Consider the following 19,121-nt stretch of genomic DNA (forward strand, 5'->3'; position numbering starts at 1 on the left):
TCCGCTCTAGTTACGCACTGGCTTGCCAGTGGTCAGCATCCCAGTAATACGTTCCTGGGTCTTGGGGGAATTGAGCAGCTCCAGGAAGGCCTGCCGCTCTTGCGCCATCATCCAGGCTTCATCCACCAGCGAGCCAGGATCCACATCGCCCCCGCAGATCACGGTTACGACCTTCTCGGCAATATGGAAGTCATATTCCGAGATGAAACCACCTTCTTTCATGTTCACCAGTTGAGCTTTCAACGTGGCGATGCCATCGCGACCGGCAACCGGAAAGCGACGTGGCAATGGAGCACGCCAACCGGCGCTGGCCAGAGCCTGTGCCTGACGAACGGCCACATAAACCAGTTCCTGACGGTTCATGACGATGGTGTCGGACTCTTTCAGGAAGCCAAGCTGACGCGCATCCAGAGCGGAGCGCGACACCTGTGCACTGGCGATAGCCAGAGCAAAACGCTTCAGGTAGGCCAGCAACGGGGCATCAGGTGCACCCATGGCTTGCAGTTCAGCCGAGCGACGAGCCGAGTAAGCCAGACCACCTGCGCCTGGAACCAGACCCACACCCACTTCAACCAGACCAATGTAGGACTCGAAGTGAGCGACGCGGTGCGCGCAATGCACAGCCAGTTCGCAACCACCACCCAGAGCCAGACCGGCAACCGCAGCCACCACAGGCACCTGGGCGTAACGGATACGCAGAACCATGTCCTGCATGGCGCGCTCTACCGGCTCAACACCGGCCACGCCTTCTTTCTCGAACACGGGCAAAATGGCTTTCAGGTCAGCGCCAGCGGAGAATGGATCACCATCCTGGGCCACCACCAGAGCCTGATACGAGGCTTCAGCCAGCTCAATCGCCTTGAACATGCCATTGACCACACCAGGGCTCAGCGTGTGCATCTTGGTCTTGAAGGACACGATCAGCACGTCTTGTGGGTGCGGTGCGGGCAGCGTCCAGCAGCGAACCGACTCATCTTCGAAAACCGTGGTGGTTTCCAGAGACTCGACCTCGCCCACCAGCAAAGGTGTGCCAATGTGGCGCAGGTAAACAGGCAAATCGCTACGGCCTTCAAAGCGGCTTTGCGACGGATTCCAGGAACCGGCAGCGGTATGCACGCCTTGCGCTTCCCACACAGGACCACGAGTCGCCCAGTCTGGCAGCGGCTGGCTGCTCAGTGTCTTGCCGTCCTGAATGTCCTGATTGATCCAGTCGGCCACCTGCCGCCATCCGGCAGCCTGCCAGATCTCGAACGGGCCTTGCTTGTGACCAAAGCCCCATTTCAAGGCCAGATCCAGCTGACGGGCGTTGTCGGCAATGTCTTGCAGATGAATGGCACTGTAGTGGAAGGTGTCGCGCAGCACGGCCCACACGAATTGAGCCTGAGGCTTGTCGGACTCGCGCAGCTGGCGCAGGCGCTCAGCCGGGTCACGTACAGCCAGAATGGCGGCGACATCAGGATCGATTTTCTGGTCAGCAGCCACGTAATCGCGCTGTTGAGCATCGAAACGCTGGATTTCACGGCCCTTCTTGCGGAAGAAACCGGCACCGGTCTTTTGACCCAAAGCACCTGCATCAATCAGGCCCTGCACTTCTGGTGGCAGGCCAAAGTGTGCTTTGAAGCTGTCATCGGGCAGCTGATCCTGCATGGTGCGAATCACGTGTGCCAGAGTGTCCAGGCCAACCACGTCAGCGGTACGGTAAGTACCCGATTTGGCGCGACCCAGACGTGTACCCGTCAATTCATCAACCTGCTCGTAAGTCAGGGAGAAACGACGAGCCTGCTCGAACACGGACAGAATGCCAAAAACACCGATGCGGTTACCGATGAAATTGGGGGTATCTTTGGCGCGAACCACGCCCTTGCCCAGTTGCGATACCAGGAAGGTTTCCAGAACATCCAGCAGCTCTGGCTGGGTGTATTTCGTGGGGATCAGCTCCACCAGGCTCATGTAGCGTGGCGGATTGAAAAAGTGCACGCCGCAAAAGCGTGGACGCAGCGCTTCCGGCAAAACATCTGCCAGGGAAGTGATGGACAGGCCGGACGTGTTGCTGGCGATGATGGCATTAGGGTTCAGTGCTGGCCCGATCTTGCGGTAAAGATCCTGTTTCCAGTCCAGACGCTCGGCAATGGCTTCGATTACCAGATCGCAATCGGCCAGACGGTCCAGGTTGTCGTCGTAGTTGGCGGGCTCGATCAGGTCGGCCAGGTCTGGCGTACCCAAAGGAGCGGGATTCATTTTGCGCAGATTGGCAATGGCACGCAGGGCGATGCCATTTTTGGGCCCCTCGCGGGCGGGCAGATCAAACAGAACTACTGGTATGCCTGCATTCACGCAATGGGCGGCAATTTGCGCGCCCATGACGCCGGCACCGCACACGGCGACCCGACGCAAGGTACGGGCACTGCCCGTCACTGCACTGGCTGAACTAGATGTCATAGGTTTGTCTCCAGGAAACTGAAACCCCACGCAGCATAAGGTCCCAAACGGACGCTCTACGATGCGAGGCAATCGAATAATCGTACACGCACAACCGCTTTTACGACCATAAAGTCTTTTTTATTTTCAATCAAAGATGGGTATAGATCAAATCCATCTTCATGAAACTGTCCATGTTTGGATCCGGATCGGGCTGCTCAGCCGCTCCAGCAACCCACCATAAATTCAAACGATCGTTTCAATCTCTTTTATTTCAACAGATTGAACCCATAAAAAGCTCATTACACCCTTCATTAGCCGCCGGAAGCACCCGTCCCCTCAAGTGGGCATCACACATGGTTTCAAGTTATTTTTTTAATACTTTTCTTATTTATTTCAATTCATTTTTTATTTAATTTTTGCACCCATTTTAATTAATTTTTATCTTTAAATATTTCAAACAAAAAAGCAGCGCTTGAGGGTAGAAAAAAATTTGAACGACCGCTGCCCGACAGCCGTTTTCTTGCCAATAAAGGCCACGCCGCACCCCCAGCAAGAAGGATCAGGCGGCCACCCGAGCGCACAAGAGGGCAAGAACGGCTTAATTTGTATGCCAGAATGTTCAAACTTCCACTTTTGACAAGCTCTATCCGCCTTCATTGCTCTATGACCCGGTCTCAAGAAGCAGCCCCTTTATCCCTGAGCGCTCTATTTCTGATCTTTGCCCGCATTGGCCTGACCAGCTTTGGTGGGGGCTTGAGTGGCTGGTTAATGCGTGAGTTTGTTGTTCAGCGGCGCCTGATGAGCCAGGCAGATTTTCTTAGCGGTCTGGCGCTGTCCCAAGCACTGCCCGGCATCAATGTGGTGAACCTCTCTATATGGATTGGTTATCGTCTGCTGGCCGGGCCTGGGGCGTTAGTTGCCACGCTGGGCATGGTGCTTCCCCCGCTACTGCTGGCCATTTTGATGCTGATTGGTCTGGAACAACTGACGGGCTCTACCCTGGTGCCTCAAGTCATGGCCGGAATTGCCGCCGCCGCTATTGGCCTGTCTCTTGAAATGGGCGTACGCTCGGCGCGCAGCGCAGCCACCGGAATCGTGCCCATTGCCCTCATGTTGGCCGTTTTTGCCGGCATTTTCGTCATGGAATGGAGCCTGATCCCCGTTATTCTGATCTGTGCACCGCTGTCCGTCTGGTACGCCTGGCTGCAACTTGGAGACAAAACGGTGGAGCAACCATGATCACGGTTTTGCTCCAGCTCATGCGCGTCTTTGCACCCCTGTCTTTTCTGACTATAGGGGGCGGGCAAAGCATCATCCCGGAGATTCACCGGCAATCGGTAGAAATCCATGGCTGGCTCAGCAATCAGGAATTTCTGGATCTGTTCGCCCTGTCGCGCCTGACACCCGGCCCGAAATCCTTGCTTGTCACCCTGGTGGGCTGGAAGGCGGCTGGCTGGGCCGGTGCCCTGGCCGCATCCGTCGCCATTTTCCTGCCCTCTGCCCTGCTGATCTATTACCTGGCAACAATCTGGAAGCGCTATGAGGGCACACGCATCATCCGCGCCATTGAAATTGGTCTGCTGCCCATTGCCGCCGGCATGATCCTGGCCGCCAGCGGCACAATTCTGAAAGCGGCCCAGGGCGGCCTGTGGGCCTGGGGTACGGCTCTGGCCTGTACAGCCATTTTGCTGCTAAGTCGCATCAACCCTTTATGGTTGCTGGCAGGCGGCGGATTGCTGTTCGCCTTGATACAACCCGCTATCTAAAACAAATTCGACACAAAAAAGGGCGACTTCACCACCAAAGCCGGTTTGAAGTAAGTGGCTGTATCAAGAGCCACAAAATGGCTCATAAAAGCGCCACGATCCCGCCCCCATAGCGCGCAAGACATTGAGACGCCGGAGCTGCAAGCGGTACAATGGCAGGTCCTTTTATCCCCTTTTGCCCGCGACATGGTTGTAAATACTGACCGAGCCGTACTAAATCTGGACTCCGCCTCGCTGGGCTACGGTGCCTTTACCGTGCTCGCGGACGTGTCCATGACCGTTCAGAAAGGTCAGGTCGTCGCCATGATGGGGGGGTCAGGTTCCGGAAAAACAACACTTCTGCGTGCTGCGACCGGACAAATTCGTGCTCAGAAAGGGACTGTTACGGTTTTTGGCCAGGACTTGGCCAAGCTGGACGGCGAGGCTCTGCGCCAGACGCGCCAACGCATGGGTGTGCTGTTTCAACAGGGTGCCCTGTTTACGGACCTGAACGTGTTTGAAAACGTGGCGTTTCCCCTGCGGGAGCTGACGAACGACTCCGAAGCCGCCATTCAGGACCGTGTACTGGACAAGCTGGACGCCGTTGGCCTGCGCGCGGCTGCCCATTTGGGCATCAATGAAATTTCTGGCGGTATGGCCCGCCGGGTTGCCCTGGCCCGTGCCATTGTGCTGGAGCCCGAGCTGATTCTGTACGACGAACCCTTTGCCGGCCTGGACCCTATTTCCATGGGCATTACCGCGCAGCTGATTCGCGACCTGACCGACCGCCTGAACTGCGCTTCAGTACTGATTACGCACGATGTGGCCGAATCCTTTGCGATTGCCGACCAGGTTTATATTGTTGGCCAGGGACGTTTGCTGACCCAGGGCACGCCCACCGAGCTGCGCGCTTCCAAGGATCCTTATGTGCAGCAGTTCCTGCGTGGTGAACCCGATGGCCCTATTGCCTTTAACTATCCCGTCACCCCGGCTTTTGAAGCCTGGCTCCAGAATCGGACGACGCGCTCATGAATTTCATCACCGCCCCGATTAGCGCGCTAGGCGCTGCGATACGCAATAGCATCTACGGCCTGGGTGCCTTCAGCCGTTTGTTCGTGGCCTTGCTGGCCCGTTCCTCCTTGCTGTGGCGTCGCCCCCGTCTGGTTTCCCAGCAAATCCACTTTATTGGCAACTATTCGCTGCTGATCATTGCCGTTTCCGGGCTGTTCGTGGGTTTTGTGCTGGGCTTGCAAGGTTATTACACACTGAACCGCTATGGTTCCGAAGAGGCCTTGGGCCTGCTGGTCGCCCTGTCTCTGGTACGTGAACTGGGACCGGTCGTCACCGCCCTGCTGTTTGCAGGCCGGGCCGGTACATCGTTAACCGCTGAAATCGGCTTGATGAAGGCCGGTGAACAGATTGCCGCCATGGAAGTCATGGCGGTGGACCCCTTGCGCCGCCTGCTGGTACCGCGCTTTTGGGGCGGCATCATTGCCATGCCCATTCTGGCCGCCGTGTTCTCCATGGTCGGCATCCTGGGCGGCTATGTCGTCGGTGTGCAGATGATCGGCATTGATGCAGGCGCCTTCTGGTCGCAAATGCAAAACGGTGTCGATGTGATTGATGACGTACTCAACGGAGTGATCAAAAGCCTGGTATTTGGCCTGATCGTGACCTTGATTGCGCTGTATATGGGCTGGCATGCCAAGGCCACGCCCGAAGGCGTTTCTCGCGCGACCACACGCACGGTCGTCAGCGGCGCTTTGGCGGTATTGGGCACGGACTTCCTGCTCACCGCCCTTATGTTCAGTTAACTATTTAGGAATTGCTCAGCTATGAATCGCGAGAAAACCGATTTCTGGGTTGGCCTGTTTGTTTTGCTGGGGCTGGTCGCACTGGCATTCCTGGCCCTGCGTGCGGGTAACCTCAGTTCTTTTTCCTTTGCCAAGACCTACCAGGTATCGGCCAAGTTCGATAATCTGGGTGGCCTGAAACCACGCGCTCCCATCAAGGCCAGCGGTGTGGTCGTTGGCCGGGTTGGCTCCATTGGTTTTGACAACCAGGACTTCAAAGCCGTGGTCACCCTGGATATGGACGAGCACTACAAGTTTCCTGTCGACACCTCGGCCTCCATCCTGACGTCAGGCCTGCTGGGCGAACAGTACATTGGCCTGACTGCGGGTGGCGACGACAAGGACCTGCAAGGTGGCAGCACCATTACCTATACTCAAAGCGCGGTTGTGCTGGAAGAACTGATCAGCAAGTTCCTCTACAACACGGCCTCCAAGGACGGCGGCTCCAAATCGGAGTAAGCAAACCCGCCCGTTCATGCTCATTACAGACGACACAACCATGAATACAACAACTCGCCGCTCTTACTCCCTGCCTCGTGGAGTCCGTTTGAGCCTGATCGGTGCCAGTGCTGCGCTTGTGGCCGGTTGCGCCAGTGTGCCCAACCCCAACCCCCAGGACCCTTGGGAAGGCATGAACCGTGGCATCTACGCCTTTAACGAAACCGTGGACGGCGCGCTGATCAAACCGATTGCAGAAGGCTACAACGCCCTGACGCCGCAGCCTGCACGCACATGTATTAGTAACATTTTCAACAACCTGGGCGATGCCTGGTCGGCCGTCAACAGCTTCCTGCAAGGCGAGCACGTTGACTTCTTCAACACCCTGGGCCGAGTCCTGTTCAACTCGACCATGGGCCTGGGCGGTTGTATTGACGTTGCCACCATGAATGGCTCCAAGCGCATCCCCAACGACTTTGGTGTGACGCTGGGCGTATGGGGCGTCAAGTCTGGCCCTTACGTGGTTCTGCCCTTCTTTGGCCCCAGCACCGTTCGCGACGGTGTGGCACGTGGCACCAGCTTCCTGGAGGGCTTCTCCTCCACGGGTCCGATCATGGCGATCAAGGATGTACCGGTACGCAACAGCATCCTGGGTTTGTGGGCCTTGGATGCCCGTGCTGGCGTGCTGGATGCAGAAAAACTTGTTAACGACATCGCCCTTGACCGCTACAGCTTCATACGCGACGCTTACCTGCAAAGACGCCATGCGATGGTGCAAGCCCGCCGCACCGGTGGCGACACCAGCCAGGACCTACCTGACTACTCGGACGCAGACGAATAAAAACGCGCTGCCCGCAGAACATTCTTCTGGAGTTTTTTATGATTTCCCGTCCCGCCTTGGGCGGGACTGCTTTGCAGTCCTCCCCCTCTCGCCTGATTTCCTGGATCCTGACCGTCTGTGCGGCCCTGGCTCTGTGTTTGCACGCCATCGCAGCCCAGGCACAAGTTGCAGATCCCAAAGGGGAGCCCAACAAGTTTGTTGAATCGGTCGGCAATCAAGCCTTGCAAGTGGTCAAGGAAAGCGACGCCATCCGCAAGGGTGACCGCGCTGCCATTCTGGCTGCCGTGAACGAAAACATCATGCCCTACGTGAACCTGGAAAAGACGACACGTCTGTCCGCGGGCCGCTACTGGCGTCAAGCCAACCCCGAACAGCGTCAGAAACTGGTCGAAGCGTTCAAGGGCACCTTGGTTCGCACCTACAGTGGCGCCTTGTCCCGCGTGGATGACAAGACACAGCTGACCATCCTGCCTTTCCGTGGCGATTCCAATGCAGACGACGTGGTGGTGCGCTCCTCGCTGACTCAGTCCAACGGTGGCCCGGTCGGTGTGGATTACCGCCTGGAAAAAACACCGGAAGGCTGGAAAATCTACGACTTGAACGTAGAAGGCATCTGGCTGATTCAAAACTACCGCAACCAGTTTGCCCAGCAAATTGAGCAAGGTGGTATTGATGGCCTGATTCAGGCGCTGAACAAACAAAACAGTTAAGGCAGGCCGTGGCAAGCACGGGCGCTTTGGTCGGGCATTCTTAAGCAGACCAGAGTCGTACTCTATAATAAAGAGCCTGATCACCCCCAAACAGGTCTACGCCCATGCGTAGGCCTGTTTAGTTAACAAAGACGCTACAGCGACGACTTCCCCCGCCACACCCGCGTCAGGCCAACCCAAACTGCCATGTCCGCCTTCAAACTCGATAACGTCAGTAAACGCTTCGCTCCCCAAAGCCGGGGACTCAAAAGCCTGTTTTCCCCTCCCCGTTCCGATGCCGGTTTTCTGGCCGTCGATCAGGTCAGCCTGACTATCGAACATGGTGAATTTTTCGGCTTGCTCGGCCCTAACGGCGCCGGCAAAACAACCCTGATTTCCATGTTGGCCGGCCTGACCCGTCCCACCAGCGGCCAGGTCAGTGTCTGTGGTTACGATGTGCGCACCCAGTATCAAAAAGCCCGCCAATCGCTGGGCGTGGTGCCACAGGAAATTGTTTACGATCCCTTTTTCACCGTCCGTGAAACCTTGCGTCTGCAATCGGGCTACTTTGGCCTGAAAAACAATGACGACTGGATCGACGAGATTCTGGCCAATCTGGCCCTGAGCGACAAGGCCGATGTGAACATGCGCGCCTTGTCCGGCGGCATGAAGCGCCGGGTTCTGGTCGCCCAGGCGCTGGTGCACCGCCCCCCTGTCATTATTCTGGATGAGCCCACTGCCGGTGTGGACGTGGACCTGCGCCGCACGCTGTGGGAGTTCATCATTCGCCTGAATCAACAAGGCCACACCATCTTGCTGACCACCCACTATCTGGAAGAAGCCCAGGCCCTCTGTGGTCGCCTGGCCATGCTTAAAAGTGGCAAGATCGTCGCCCTGGATACCACGCAAGCCATTATGGAGCGCGCAGGCGGCCACGATCTGGAGGATGCATTTGTGCGCATCATGCACAACGAAGGAAAAATGGGAGTCGCACTGTGAACCAGAACAATTCTCCCAAACACTGGGGCGTACCTCAAAACACGGACGCCCCCGCTGCCAAGATCGGCACCCTGAGCCTGCCCCCTCAGCCCAAGATGGGCTCGGGCTTTCCTACGCTGCTGCGCAAGGAGCTGATGCGTTTCTGGAAAGTGGGCTTTCAGACCATTGCTGCGCCCGTTTTGACGGCGCTGATGTATTTGCTGATTTTCGCCCACGTCCTTGAAGGCCGCGTCACGGTATACGACTCCGTGCCCTACACCGCCTTCCTGATTCCGGGCCTGATGATGATGAGCATGTTGCAAAACGCTTTTGCGAACCCGTCCTCATCACTGATCCAAAGCCGCATTACAGGTAATCTGGTCTTTATCCTGCTGCCACCGCTCTCGCACCGCGAGATTTTCGCCGCCTATCTGCTGGCGTCCATCGCCCGCGGTGTCTGTGTGGGCCTCTGTGTGTGGCTGGTGTCGCTGTTCTTCGTGACCCTGCCTGTGGCCAAGCCTTTATGGGTATTGGTGTTTGCCGTCATGTCTTGCGGCATCATGGGAGCCTTGGGTCTGATCGCCGGCTTGTGGTCTGAAAAATTCGACCAGTTGGCGGCATTCCAGAACTTCCTGATCATGCCTGCTACCTTTCTGTCGGGTGTGTTCTATTCCATCCATAGCCTGCCACCCTTCTGGCAAACTGTTTCACACTGGAACCCGTTGCTCTATACCATTGACGGGTTCCGCTACGGTTTTTTTGCCGCCTCGGATATTTCTCCCTGGTTCAGCCTGACCGTTGTCGCCAGCGTCTTTGTTGCGCTGTGTCTGATTTCGCTACGCCTGCTTGCCTCAGGCTATAAATTACGGAATTGATTTCATGTTGCCGACCCCCGAACAAGTTCACCAATACATTGCCGACAACCTGCCCTGTGAACACTTGCAAGTGCAAGGCGATGGTTCGCACTTTGAGGCCCTGATCGTCAGCACCGCCTTTGAAGGCAAACGCCTGATTGCGCGTCACCAACTGGTTTACAAAGCCCTGGGCGACCGGATGAAAGCCGAAATCCACGCCCTGTCCATGCGCACGCTTACCCCCGACGAATACAAGGCCAATCCGAATGGATAAATTACGCATCACAGGCGGACAACGCCTGAATGGCGAGATCACCGTCTCTGGCGCCAAAAACGCCGCCCTGCCCATTCTGTGCGCCAGTCTGCTGGCTGCTGACACGGTGTACCTGGACAATGTCCCGCGTCTGCGTGACATCGACACTACTCTGAAGCTGTTGGGACAGTTGGGTGTCACCCAGAAGCGCAATGGCACACTGGAGCTGAATGCAGGCAACATCACCAATCTGGAAGCGCCCTACGAACTGGTGAAAACCATGCGCGCCTCCATTCTGGTGCTGGGCCCCCTGCTGGCGCGCTTTGGCGAGGCACGCGTCAGCCTGCCCGGTGGTTGTGCCATTGGCCAACGCCCTGTGGATCAGCACATCAAGGGTCTGGCGGCCATGGGTGCAGAAATCCATGTCGAGCACGGCTTTGTGAATGCCCGCGCCAAACGCTTGCGCGGTGCCGTGGTGCGCACGGATATGGTAACAGTCACCGGCACCGAAAACCTGATGATGGCCGCCGTTCTGGCTGAAGGCCAAACCATTCTGGAAAACGCAGCCCGCGAACCGGAAATTATTGATCTGGCCGAGCTGCTGATCAAAATGGGTGCCAAGATCCAGGGCCACGGTACCGACCGTATCGTCATTGACGGTGTCGAGCGCCTGCACGGTGCCAAACACACCATCTGCCCCGACCGTATTGAAGCCGGTACGTTCCTGTGCGCCGTTGCCGCTACCGGTGGCGAACTGACCTTGCGCAATACCGATGCTGACGCCATGGGCGCCACGCTGGACAAGCTGCGCGAAGCCGGACTGCAGATTGAAACCGGCTCGGACTGGATCAAGGCCAGCATGAATGGTCGCCCCAAGGCGGTCAGCTTCCGTACCAGCGAATACCCCGGCTTCCCCACGGACATGCAGGCTCAATTGATGGCACTGAACACCATTGCCGACGGCACCGCCTCGGTCGTGGAAACCATCTTTGAAAATCGCTACATGCACGTACAGGAACTGAACCGACTGGGTGCACAGATCGATATCGAAGGCCATATGGCCGTCGTTACCGGCGTTCCTTACCTGACTGGCGCCACCGTCATGGCAACCGACCTGCGTGCGTCAGCCAGCCTGGTCATTGCAGGCCTGGCGGCTCGGGGTGACACTACCGTCGAACGCATCTACCATCTGGACCGTGGCTACGACCGCATGGAAGCCAAGCTTCAAGCCGTAGGCGCCAACATCGAGCGAATCAGCAGCAAGGAAACCTAATGAGTCCCGCCGGTTTAAATCAACCTCTGACGCTGGCCTTGTCCAAAGGCCGGATTTTTGACGAAACCCTGCCCTTGCTGGAAGAGGCAGGCATCAAGGTGCTGGAAAGCCCCGAAACGTCGCGCAAACTGATCCTGCCCACCAATAACCCGGACCTGCGTCTGATTATTGTGCGTGCCACCGACGTGCCAACTTACGTGCAATACGGTGCCGCCCATATCGGGATTGCCGGCAAGGACGTGCTGTACGAGCACATGGAACAGCACCCCGGCGGTCTGTACCAGCCCGTGGACCTGAACATTGCCCGTTGCCGCCTGTGTGTGGCCGTGGCCGAAGGCTTTGACTACCATTCGGCCGTCAAGCAAGGTTCGCGCCTGCGTATCGCCACCAAATACACCCGCGCTGCCCGCGAGCACTTCGCCAGCAAAGGCGTATATGTGGACTTGATCAAGCTGTATGGCTCCATGGAACTGGCTCCGCTGGTCGGTCTGGCCGACGCCATTGTGGACCTGGTCTCCAGCGGCGGCACCTTGCGTGCCAACAAGCTGGTGGAAGTGGAAGACATCACCCCCATTTCCTCGCGCTTGATCGTCAATCAGGCTGCCATGAAGAACCGTGGTGCCCAGTTGCAACCCCTGATCGACGCTTTCTCTCGCGCTTCGGTAGACGAGTAAAACTTCCCCTGCCACGGGCGGGGGATAAACAGCCTGACAATCCTGCTTGCGCAAAAGGCGCAGACCGCCTTTTGCCTAAGCGAAATGTTATACACTGGCCTTTGAACCTTAGCTTTTTCCCATAGCGACATGTCACTGATCCATCGCCTGACCTCCCAATCCGCCCAGTTCGATGCCGAACTGCGCACTCTACTGGCTTACGAAGCGTCCGAAGACGCGTCTATCGAGCACGCTTGTGCCGAAATTCTGCATCGTATCCAGCATGAGGGGGACACGGCCTTGCTGGATTACACCCAGCGCTTTGACCGACTGGCTGTTGAACAGGCCTCGGCACTGGAAATCTCCAAAGAAGAACTGTTTGCGGCTCTGGACAGCCTGCCTGCCGATCAGCGCAAGGCACTGGAACAGGCCGCCGAGCGTGTGCGTCGTTACCACGAGCATCAGCGCACTGAAACCTGGACCTACACGGAAGCCGATGGCACCGTGCTGGGTCAGCAAGTTACCCCCTTGGACCGTGTGGGTCTGTATGTCCCCGGTGGCAAGGCCGCTTACCCCTCCTCGGTTCTGATGAACGCCATTCCTGCCAAAGTGGCGGGTGTTCCAGAGCTGATCATGGTCACGCCTACACCCGATGGCGTGCGCAACCCCATCGTGCTGGCGGCTGCCGCCCTGGGCGGTGTCGATCGCGTGTTCACTATTGGTGGCGCGCAGGCTGTAGGCGCTTTGGCTTACGGTACGGACACCATCCCGCCGGTAGACAAGATTGTCGGCCCCGGCAACGCCTATGTCGCCGCTGCCAAACGCCGCGTCTTTGGCGTCGTTGGCATCGACATGATTGCCGGCCCCTCCGAAATCCTGATCATCAGCGACGGCAGTGCTCCTGCTGACTGGGTGGCGATGGACCTGTTCTCCCAGGCTGAACACGACGAGCTGGCCCAGGCCATCTTGCTGTGTCCCGATGCGGACTTCCTGGACCAGGTTGAAGCGGCCATCGAACGTCTGCTCCCCACCATGCCACGCGCGGACATCATCCGTCGCAGCCTGTCTGGTCGCGGTGCCCTGATCCACGTCCGCGATCTGGACGAGGCCTGTAAGATCAGCAACCATATCGCGCCGGAACACCTGGAAGTCTCTACCCGTAACGCCCAGGACTTGTTGAGCAAAATCCGCCATGCTGGCGCCATTTTCCTGGGCCCTTACAGTTCCGAATCGCTGGGCGATTACTGTGCCGGGCCTAACCATGTCCTGCCGACGGCACGCACTGCGCGTTTCTCGTCACCTTTGGGCGTCTACGATTTCCAGAAACGCAGCAGCATTATTCAGGTTTCAGAATCAGGCGCCCAAACACTGGGACCCATAGCCGCTACGCTGGCACAAGGCGAGGGCCTGTACGCCCACGCTGCCAGCGCGCAATTCCGATTGAACCAATCCTGATACCGGCCTTGCCGCCGGCACTGATATGCGTACCGCCGAGATTACCCGCAATACCAATGAAACCCGCATCCGCGTGGCCGTTAACCTGGACGGCACCGGCCGTCACTCGCTCAACAGCGGCGTGCCCTTTCTGGACCACATGCTGGACCAGATCGCCCGCCATGGTCTGATTGACCTGGACGTGCACTGTGAGGGCGACACCCACATCGATGATCACCACACTGTCGAGGATATCGGCATTGCGCTGGGCCAGGCTTTTGCCAAGGCCGTAGGCAGCAAAGCCGGTCTGCGCCGCTACGGCCATGCCTATGTACCATTGGACGAGTCGCTCTCGCGCGTAGTGGTGGACTTCTCCGGTCGCCCCGGCCTGTTTTATTTTGTGCCCTTTACCCGCGCACGAATCGGCCAGTTCGATGTAGACTTGGCACGCGAGTTTTTCCAGGGTTTTGTCAATCACGCCCTGGTTTCTATGCACATCGATAACCTGCGCGGCGAAAACGCACACCACCAGTGCGAAACCGTGTTCAAAGCCTTTGGCCGAGCATTGCGTATGGCTCTGGAGCTGGACCCACGTAGCGAAGGCGTGGTGCCTTCGACCAAAGGGGTTCTGTAAACGTCCTTCGGACACACATCGTGACCACTATCGCTATTGTCGATTACGGTTCGGGCAACATTTTCTCGGTTGCCCGAGCACTGCATGCCGCCGCACCTGATGCGCGCATCGTTCTTGCTCAAACCCCTCAAGCCATTCTGGATGCGGACCGGGTTGTCTTACCCGGCCAGGGTGCCATGCCCGATTGCATGGCCCACCTGGACCAATCCGGTTTGCGCGATGCCTTGCTGACAGCCGCCCGCAACAAGCCCCTATTGGGCATCTGCGTAGGCGAACAAATGCTGTTCGATTCCAGTCAGGAAGGCAATGTCCCCTGTTTAGGTCTGATTCCCGGCCAAGTGCGCCGTTTTGAGGGCCCGAACTACAAAAGCAGCGACCACGCCTCCGGCCCCGGGCTGAAAGTGCCCCATATTGGCTGGAACCGCGTACACCAGACTCAGGATCATCCCTTATGGGCTGGCATTGAGGATGGCGCGTTCTTTTACTTTGTTCATAGCTACTTTGTCGATCCGCTGCATATAGATCAAACTTGTGGTTCGACGCACTATGGCCAACGCTTTACCTCGGCGATAGCAAACGCTAATATTTTTGCGTTGCAATGCCATCCTGAGAAAAGCGCAGACAACGGCCTGCAACTGTTCCGGAATTTCGCCAACTGGAAGCCATGATTTTTCAAGCAAGCTTCCCGGCGTTGTTCTGACTTTTTCCGACCCAGTATTTCTTACGTTTTTTACGGCTAAAGACCATGCTTTTGATTCCCGCCATCGACCTCAAAGACGGGCGTTGTGTGCGCCTTCGCCAGGGTGACCTGGACGATGCCACTATTTTCTCGGATGATCCGGCCAAAATAGCAACACAATGGCTGGAACAAGGGGCCCGGCGCCTGCATCTGGTGGACCTGAACGGCGCTTTTGCCGGTAAGCCCAAGAACAGCGAAGCCATCAAATCCATTATTGCTGCCATCGACGGTGAAATTCCCGTACAGATCGGCGGTGGTATCCGCGACCTGGATACCATCGAGCGCTACCTGGACGCTGGCATGAGCTATGTCATTATTGGCACTGCCGCTGTCAAAAGCCCTGGTTTCCTGCAAGACGCCTGCAGCGCCTTTCCTGGCAACATCATTGTTGGCCTGGATGCCCGTGACGGCAAAATCGCCACCGACGGCTGGAGCAAGCTGACCCGCCACGACGTACTGGATCTGGCCAAGAAATTTGAAGACTACGGCTGCGAGTCCATTATCTACACCGATATTGGCCGCGACGGCATGCTGACTGGCGTGAACATCGAAGCCACCGTCAAGCTGTCCCAGCACGTGAAGATTCCCGTCATCGCCTCCGGCGGTGTTACCAACCTGAAAGACATCGAAGACCTGTGTGCCGTAGAGCACGAAGGCATCGAAGGTGTGATTTTGGGTCGCAGCATTTACGAAGGCACCCTGAATTTTGCCGAGGCGCAAACCTTCGCTGACGAGTACCAGGCATGAGCCAGGACGTCACCAACGAATTAGCCTGCCGCATCATTCCTTGTCTGGACGTGACCGCTGGCCGTGTGGTCAAAGGCATCAACTTTGTGGATCTGGTCGATGCCGGAGACCCGGTCGAGATCGCCCGCAAGTACAACGACCAGGGTGCCGACGAACTGACCCTCCTGGACATTACGGCCACCTCGGACAACCGTGATCTGATCTTGCCCATCATCGAACAGGTGGCCAGCCAGATTTTCATCCCCCTGACAGTGGGCGGTGGTGTGCGTGAAGTGGCCGACATCCAGCGCCTGCTCAATGCCGGTGCGGACAAGGTGTCCATTAACAGCGCCGCCATCAGCAACCCGGACCTGGTGCGTGCCGCCAGCGATCACCATGGCAAGCAATGCATGGTCGTCGCCATTGATGCACGCCGTGTCAGCGCCGAAAACGAAGCACCACGCTGGGAAGTCTTTACCCACGGCGGTCGTCGTGGAACCGGCCTGGACGTGGTGGAATGGGCAGCCCGCATGGCCGAATACGGCGCCGGCGAACTGCTGCTGACCAGCATGGACCGCGACGGCACCAAATCCGGCTTTGATCTGGAACTGACTCGTGCCGTGTCCGAGGCGGTCTCCATTCCCGTTATCGCCTCTGGTGGAGTGGGCGGCCTGCAAGACCTGGCCGATGGCGTGATCAAGGGCGGCGCCAGTGCCGTACTGGCCGCCAGCATCTTCCACTACGGTCAACACACTATTGCCGAAGCCAAGGATTTCATGGCTGCGCAAGGTATTCAGGTGCGACGCTAATGGCTGACTTACCGGCCTGGCTGGCTGAAATCCGCTTTGATGAACAAGGCTTGATCCCCGCGATTGCGCAGGACCAGGCCACGGGCAAAATCTTGATGGTCGCCTGGATGAACCAGGAGTCCCTGCAAGAGACCGTCAGCACCGGCCGCGCCGTGTACTGGTCGCGTTCCCGCCAGCGCCTGTGGCGCAAGGGCGAGGAATCCGGCCACGTGCAGCACGTCAGCGACTTGCGCCTGGACTGTGATGGCGACGTTATTTTGCTTAGCGTGGAGCAGGTTGGCCAGATCGCCTGTCATACGGGTCGTGAAAGCTGCTTTTATCGCCAGCTGCAAGGCCAGAGCGATCAGGCACAATGGGTGGCGGTTGACCCCGTCCTGAAAGACCCGGAGCATATTTACCGATGAGCGAACAACCTACTGTCGAGACTATCCTTGATCATCTTGGCCGCACCCTGAAGTCCCGCCTGCCTGCACAAGGCGGGGACCCATCCTCTTCCTACGCCGCCAAGCTGCTGGCCAAGGGACCGGATGCATTCCTGAAGAAAATCGGGGAAGAAGCGACCGAGCTGGTCATGGCTGCCAAGGATGAAGAACGCGAGCGCATCGTCTACGAAACGGCAGACCTGTGGTTTCATAGCCTGGTGGCCCTGACTTACTACGGTCTGGAGCCCCGCGATGTCCTGACAGAACTGCTGCGCCGCGAAGGTACATCTGGGCTGGAAGAAAAAGCTTCGCGCCCTAAGGACCAGGTGTAATTCTGTCATTTAGACGCGCTACACTGTCCTGATACCTAGATTTTTTGCACTTGCCCAGCAAGTGCTTCGCTACCGAGGTTGCTATGAGCGAGAACTGTCTGTTTTGTAAAATTGCTGCCGATCAGATCCCGTCCAAAAAAGTGTACGAGGACGAGGACTTTCTGGCATTTCACGACATCAACCCAGCTGCACCTATCCATATCCTGGTAATCCCCAAGAAACACGTCGTGTCCATGCAGGACGTCTCAGGCCAGGATAGTGAATGGTTGGGTAAAATGATGGCTTTGGCACCTTCCCTGGCCGCACAGGCTGGTTGTCGCCCCGGCCCTGAAGGCGGTTTCCGCATTGTCATCAACAACGGTTTGGATGGCGGGCAGGAAATCAACCATTTACACATGCACATCTTGGGCGGTGAGCGCCCATGGCAACAACGCGCAGCCATGGCTGCTTAAGGGAGATACATTATGGGTAGCTTTAGCATTTGGCACTGGCTGATCGTTCTGGTCATCGTTGCCCTGGTTTTCGGCACCAAGAAACTGCGTAATATCGGCTCGGATCTGGGCGGTGCAGTCAAAGGTTTCAAAGAAGGCATGAAAGACGTGGGTGAAGAAGAAAAAACACCCGAAACCGTCAGCCAACGCGCTGCCGATCCTCAAACGATCGACGTGCAGGCCAAGGAAAAGTCCGATCGCGCCTGATCCCCTTCTTGTGTGAGTCTGAATGTTTGATGTCAGCTTTAGCGAACTGCTCCTGATTGGAGTGGTTGCCCTGATCGTCATCGGTCCCGAACGTCTTCCTAAAGTAGCGCGCACCGTCGGCCATTTGCTTGGCCGCGCGCAGCGCTACGTTAACGAGGTCAAGACCGATATTCAACGCGAAATCAATCTGGATGAGGTGAACAAGCTCAAAGACCAGATGGAGGACGCCGCGCGCTCGGTGCGCAGTTCGGTCGAGGACACGGGCAAAAGCATCAGCCAGCCTCTGACAGAAGCCCGCGACACCCTGCAAAACGCGTCGGAGTCCGCACGCAAGGCCTTCTCGGATACCGCCGAGAGCGCCAAGGCGAGCCCCGACGCCATCCCCGCGAAAGAATCGGCTGCCAGTCAGCCCGATACGGATGCAGCCGCCCAGCCAGCGCCCAGTGCGCCAGCCAGTGACGACGCTCCCCGTCCTACGGATGCTCCCGCCCAACCCTCTAAAGGACCGACGGCATGAGCACCGAAGCGCCTCAAGAAGATACCTTCATCTCCCACCTGGTCGAGCTGCGTACACGCCTGCTGCGCGCGGTCATTGCCGTGGTCGGGATTTTTATCGTGCTGTTTACGTATCCTGGCGCTTCGGCCATTTATGATGTGCTGGCCCAGCCCATGATGAGCTCTCTGCCCGAGGGTACGCGCATGATTGCCACCGGGGTGATTACCCCCTTCATGGTGCCGGTCAAAGTCACCTTGATGGCATCGTTCGTATTGGCCTTGCCTATCGTGCTCTACCAGGCATGGGCCTTTATTGCGCCAGGTTTGTACAACCACGAAAAGAAGCTGGCTCTGCCGCTGATCATGACCAGCACCTTGCTGTTCATTGCCGGCATGGCGTTTTGTTATTTCGTGGTGTTCCGCACCGTGTTTCACTTCATCGCCTCGTTTGCCCCGCAATCGATTACACCAGCACCGGACATCGAAGCCTATCTGGGCTTTGTCATGACCATGTTCCTGGCCTTTGGCATTACCTTTGAAGTGCCTATCGCCGTGATTTTGCTGGTGAAAACAGGCGTTGTAACGGTAGCCAAGCTGCGCGAAATCCGTGGTTATGTAATCGTGGGCGCGTTTGTGATCGCCGCTATCGTGACTCCGCCCGATGTGGTCAGCCAAATCTTGTTGGCCGCCCCGCTATGCCTGCTTTATGAATTAGGGATTCTGGCCGCCAGCCTGATCAAGAAACGGGAAGCGGAAAACAGCGAAGGCCGCGAGCTGGATCTGTAAAACGATCAAAGCAACACCTGTTTGTACGCGTCACATGGCGTGCAGACC

The 19,121-nt window shown here is 57.5% G+C and carries 24 protein-coding genes; 23 read left to right on the plus strand and 1 reads right to left on the minus strand.

Features of this window, described 5'->3' with window-relative positions; all coding sequences use genetic code 11:
* Positions 1-6 precede the first annotated feature (6 nt).
* Positions 7-2,439: a 3-hydroxyacyl-CoA dehydrogenase/enoyl-CoA hydratase family protein gene (locus tag N879_RS15395; protein ID WP_021447239.1), complete on the minus strand. Its 2,433-nt coding sequence runs from the start codon at positions 2,437-2,439 to the stop codon at positions 7-9.
* A 645-nt stretch (positions 2,440-3,084) separates the two neighbouring features.
* Between N879_RS15395 and N879_RS15400 the strand changes: the two genes are divergently transcribed.
* From N879_RS15400 to tatC, 23 genes are all read left to right on the plus strand, one after another.
* The gene (locus N879_RS15400; protein ID WP_009455508.1) at positions 3,085-3,660 is read left to right on the plus strand and encodes a chromate transporter; all 576 of its coding nucleotides are present in this window, start codon (positions 3,085-3,087) and stop codon (positions 3,658-3,660) included.
* Positions 3,657-4,187, plus strand: coding sequence for a chromate transporter (locus tag N879_RS15405; protein ID WP_021447240.1), 531 nt, complete (start codon positions 3,657-3,659; stop codon positions 4,185-4,187). The genes N879_RS15400 and N879_RS15405 overlap by 4 nt, the downstream gene beginning before the upstream one ends.
* A 186-nt stretch (positions 4,188-4,373) precedes the next feature.
* Complete coding sequence (locus N879_RS15410; RefSeq protein ID WP_009455504.1) at positions 4,374-5,198, plus strand: ABC transporter ATP-binding protein; 825 nt, start codon at positions 4,374-4,376, stop codon at positions 5,196-5,198.
* Positions 5,195-5,980, plus strand: a complete 786-nt coding sequence (gene mlaE, locus N879_RS15415) for a lipid asymmetry maintenance ABC transporter permease subunit MlaE (protein ID WP_009455496.1) — start codon at positions 5,195-5,197, stop codon at positions 5,978-5,980. The genes N879_RS15410 and mlaE overlap by 4 nt, the downstream gene beginning before the upstream one ends.
* A gap of 21 nt (positions 5,981-6,001) precedes the next feature.
* A complete protein-coding gene (gene mlaD / locus N879_RS15420; protein ID WP_009455494.1) occupies positions 6,002-6,478 on the plus strand; it encodes an outer membrane lipid asymmetry maintenance protein MlaD in 477 nt (158 codons plus the stop codon).
* A 40-nt stretch (positions 6,479-6,518) separates the two neighbouring features.
* Complete coding sequence (locus tag N879_RS15425; RefSeq protein ID WP_051359147.1) at positions 6,519-7,298, plus strand: MlaA family lipoprotein; 780 nt, start codon at positions 6,519-6,521, stop codon at positions 7,296-7,298.
* A gap of 38 nt (positions 7,299-7,336) precedes the next feature.
* Positions 7,337-8,008, plus strand: a complete 672-nt coding sequence (locus N879_RS15430; RefSeq protein WP_009455492.1) for an MlaC/ttg2D family ABC transporter substrate-binding protein — start codon at positions 7,337-7,339, stop codon at positions 8,006-8,008.
* A 186-nt stretch (positions 8,009-8,194) separates the two neighbouring features.
* A complete protein-coding gene (locus tag N879_RS15435) occupies positions 8,195-8,986 on the plus strand; it encodes an ABC transporter ATP-binding protein (protein ID WP_009455490.1) in 792 nt (263 codons plus the stop codon).
* Between the two features lie 95 nt (positions 8,987-9,081).
* Positions 9,082-9,840, plus strand: a complete 759-nt coding sequence (locus tag N879_RS15440) for an ABC transporter permease (RefSeq protein WP_051359148.1) — start codon at positions 9,082-9,084, stop codon at positions 9,838-9,840.
* 4 nt (positions 9,841-9,844) lie between these two features.
* On the plus strand, positions 9,845-10,093 hold the full coding sequence (locus N879_RS15445; protein ID WP_009455487.1) for a BolA family protein: 249 nt from the start codon (positions 9,845-9,847) through the stop codon (positions 10,091-10,093).
* A complete protein-coding gene (murA, locus tag N879_RS15450) occupies positions 10,086-11,345 on the plus strand; it encodes a UDP-N-acetylglucosamine 1-carboxyvinyltransferase (protein WP_009455486.1) in 1,260 nt (419 codons plus the stop codon). The genes N879_RS15445 and murA overlap by 8 nt, the downstream gene beginning before the upstream one ends.
* Positions 11,345-12,019, plus strand: coding sequence for an ATP phosphoribosyltransferase (hisG, locus tag N879_RS15455; RefSeq protein ID WP_009455485.1), 675 nt, complete (start codon positions 11,345-11,347; stop codon positions 12,017-12,019). The genes murA and hisG overlap by 1 nt, the downstream gene beginning before the upstream one ends.
* 129 nt (positions 12,020-12,148) lie before the next feature.
* Positions 12,149-13,453 carry a histidinol dehydrogenase gene (gene hisD, locus N879_RS15460; protein ID WP_009455483.1) on the plus strand — a complete coding sequence of 435 codons (1,305 nt, stop codon included), beginning with the start codon at positions 12,149-12,151 and terminating at the stop codon, positions 13,451-13,453.
* A gap of 25 nt (positions 13,454-13,478) precedes the next feature.
* A complete protein-coding gene (gene hisB, locus N879_RS15465) occupies positions 13,479-14,066 on the plus strand; it encodes an imidazoleglycerol-phosphate dehydratase HisB (protein ID WP_009455482.1) in 588 nt (195 codons plus the stop codon).
* A gap of 20 nt (positions 14,067-14,086) precedes the next feature.
* Complete coding sequence (hisH, locus tag N879_RS15470; protein ID WP_009455481.1) at positions 14,087-14,734, plus strand: imidazole glycerol phosphate synthase subunit HisH; 648 nt, start codon at positions 14,087-14,089, stop codon at positions 14,732-14,734.
* A 77-nt stretch (positions 14,735-14,811) separates the two neighbouring features.
* Positions 14,812-15,552, plus strand: coding sequence for a 1-(5-phosphoribosyl)-5-[(5-phosphoribosylamino)methylideneamino]imidazole-4-carboxamide isomerase (gene hisA / locus N879_RS15475; protein WP_009455480.1), 741 nt, complete (start codon positions 14,812-14,814; stop codon positions 15,550-15,552).
* The gene (gene hisF / locus N879_RS15480) at positions 15,549-16,340 is read left to right on the plus strand and encodes an imidazole glycerol phosphate synthase subunit HisF (RefSeq protein ID WP_009455479.1); all 792 of its coding nucleotides are present in this window, start codon (positions 15,549-15,551) and stop codon (positions 16,338-16,340) included. The genes hisA and hisF overlap by 4 nt, the downstream gene beginning before the upstream one ends.
* Complete coding sequence (gene hisI, locus N879_RS15485) at positions 16,340-16,744, plus strand: phosphoribosyl-AMP cyclohydrolase (RefSeq protein ID WP_009455478.1); 405 nt, start codon at positions 16,340-16,342, stop codon at positions 16,742-16,744. The genes hisF and hisI overlap by 1 nt, the downstream gene beginning before the upstream one ends.
* Positions 16,741-17,094, plus strand: a complete 354-nt coding sequence (locus N879_RS15490) for a phosphoribosyl-ATP diphosphatase (protein WP_021447244.1) — start codon at positions 16,741-16,743, stop codon at positions 17,092-17,094. Before hisI ends, N879_RS15490 begins: the two co-directional genes overlap by 4 nt.
* A gap of 83 nt (positions 17,095-17,177) precedes the next feature.
* On the plus strand, positions 17,178-17,546 hold the full coding sequence (locus N879_RS15495) for a histidine triad nucleotide-binding protein (RefSeq protein WP_009455476.1): 369 nt from the start codon (positions 17,178-17,180) through the stop codon (positions 17,544-17,546).
* 12 nt (positions 17,547-17,558) lie between these two features.
* On the plus strand, positions 17,559-17,792 hold the full coding sequence (gene tatA / locus N879_RS15500) for a Sec-independent protein translocase subunit TatA (protein WP_021447245.1): 234 nt from the start codon (positions 17,559-17,561) through the stop codon (positions 17,790-17,792).
* A 22-nt stretch (positions 17,793-17,814) separates the two neighbouring features.
* Positions 17,815-18,309, plus strand: coding sequence for a Sec-independent protein translocase protein TatB (tatB, locus tag N879_RS15505; RefSeq protein ID WP_009455474.1), 495 nt, complete (start codon positions 17,815-17,817; stop codon positions 18,307-18,309).
* Entirely contained in the window at positions 18,306-19,073 is a 768-nt protein-coding gene (tatC, locus tag N879_RS15510) for a twin-arginine translocase subunit TatC (RefSeq protein ID WP_009455473.1), read from the plus strand. The genes tatB and tatC overlap by 4 nt, the downstream gene beginning before the upstream one ends.
* The last annotated feature ends 48 nt before the right edge of the window (positions 19,074-19,121 follow it).

Origin of the sequence: Alcaligenes sp. EGD-AK7 (assembly GCF_000465875.3) — a bacterium.
Lineage (GTDB): Bacteria > Pseudomonadota > Gammaproteobacteria > Burkholderiales > Burkholderiaceae_B > Alcaligenes > Alcaligenes phenolicus.

Coding starts and splice junctions, on each gene's coding strand:
- N879_RS15395 (WP_021447239.1), bottom strand. CDS start 2,439: ATGACATCTAGTTCAGCCAGTGCAGTGACGGGCAGTGCCCGTACCTTG.
- N879_RS15400 (WP_009455508.1), top strand. CDS start 3,085: ATGACCCGGTCTCAAGAAGCAGCCCCTTTATCCCTGAGCGCTCTATTT.
- N879_RS15405 (WP_021447240.1), top strand. CDS start 3,657: ATGATCACGGTTTTGCTCCAGCTCATGCGCGTCTTTGCACCCCTGTCT.
- N879_RS15410 (WP_009455504.1), top strand. CDS start 4,374: ATGGTTGTAAATACTGACCGAGCCGTACTAAATCTGGACTCCGCCTCG.
- mlaE (WP_009455496.1), top strand. CDS start 5,195: ATGAATTTCATCACCGCCCCGATTAGCGCGCTAGGCGCTGCGATACGC.
- mlaD (WP_009455494.1), top strand. CDS start 6,002: ATGAATCGCGAGAAAACCGATTTCTGGGTTGGCCTGTTTGTTTTGCTG.
- N879_RS15425 (WP_051359147.1), top strand. CDS start 6,519: ATGAATACAACAACTCGCCGCTCTTACTCCCTGCCTCGTGGAGTCCGT.
- N879_RS15430 (WP_009455492.1), top strand. CDS start 7,337: ATGATTTCCCGTCCCGCCTTGGGCGGGACTGCTTTGCAGTCCTCCCCC.
- N879_RS15435 (WP_009455490.1), top strand. CDS start 8,195: ATGTCCGCCTTCAAACTCGATAACGTCAGTAAACGCTTCGCTCCCCAA.
- N879_RS15440 (WP_051359148.1), top strand. CDS start 9,082: ATGGGCTCGGGCTTTCCTACGCTGCTGCGCAAGGAGCTGATGCGTTTC.
- N879_RS15445 (WP_009455487.1), top strand. CDS start 9,845: ATGTTGCCGACCCCCGAACAAGTTCACCAATACATTGCCGACAACCTG.
- murA (WP_009455486.1), top strand. CDS start 10,086: ATGGATAAATTACGCATCACAGGCGGACAACGCCTGAATGGCGAGATC.
- hisG (WP_009455485.1), top strand. CDS start 11,345: ATGAGTCCCGCCGGTTTAAATCAACCTCTGACGCTGGCCTTGTCCAAA.
- hisD (WP_009455483.1), top strand. CDS start 12,149: ATGTCACTGATCCATCGCCTGACCTCCCAATCCGCCCAGTTCGATGCC.
- hisB (WP_009455482.1), top strand. CDS start 13,479: ATGCGTACCGCCGAGATTACCCGCAATACCAATGAAACCCGCATCCGC.
- hisA (WP_009455480.1), top strand. CDS start 14,812: ATGCTTTTGATTCCCGCCATCGACCTCAAAGACGGGCGTTGTGTGCGC.
- hisF (WP_009455479.1), top strand. CDS start 15,549: ATGAGCCAGGACGTCACCAACGAATTAGCCTGCCGCATCATTCCTTGT.
- hisI (WP_009455478.1), top strand. CDS start 16,340: ATGGCTGACTTACCGGCCTGGCTGGCTGAAATCCGCTTTGATGAACAA.
- N879_RS15490 (WP_021447244.1), top strand. CDS start 16,741: ATGAGCGAACAACCTACTGTCGAGACTATCCTTGATCATCTTGGCCGC.
- N879_RS15495 (WP_009455476.1), top strand. CDS start 17,178: ATGAGCGAGAACTGTCTGTTTTGTAAAATTGCTGCCGATCAGATCCCG.
- tatA (WP_021447245.1), top strand. CDS start 17,559: ATGGGTAGCTTTAGCATTTGGCACTGGCTGATCGTTCTGGTCATCGTT.
- tatB (WP_009455474.1), top strand. CDS start 17,815: ATGTTTGATGTCAGCTTTAGCGAACTGCTCCTGATTGGAGTGGTTGCC.
- tatC (WP_009455473.1), top strand. CDS start 18,306: ATGAGCACCGAAGCGCCTCAAGAAGATACCTTCATCTCCCACCTGGTC.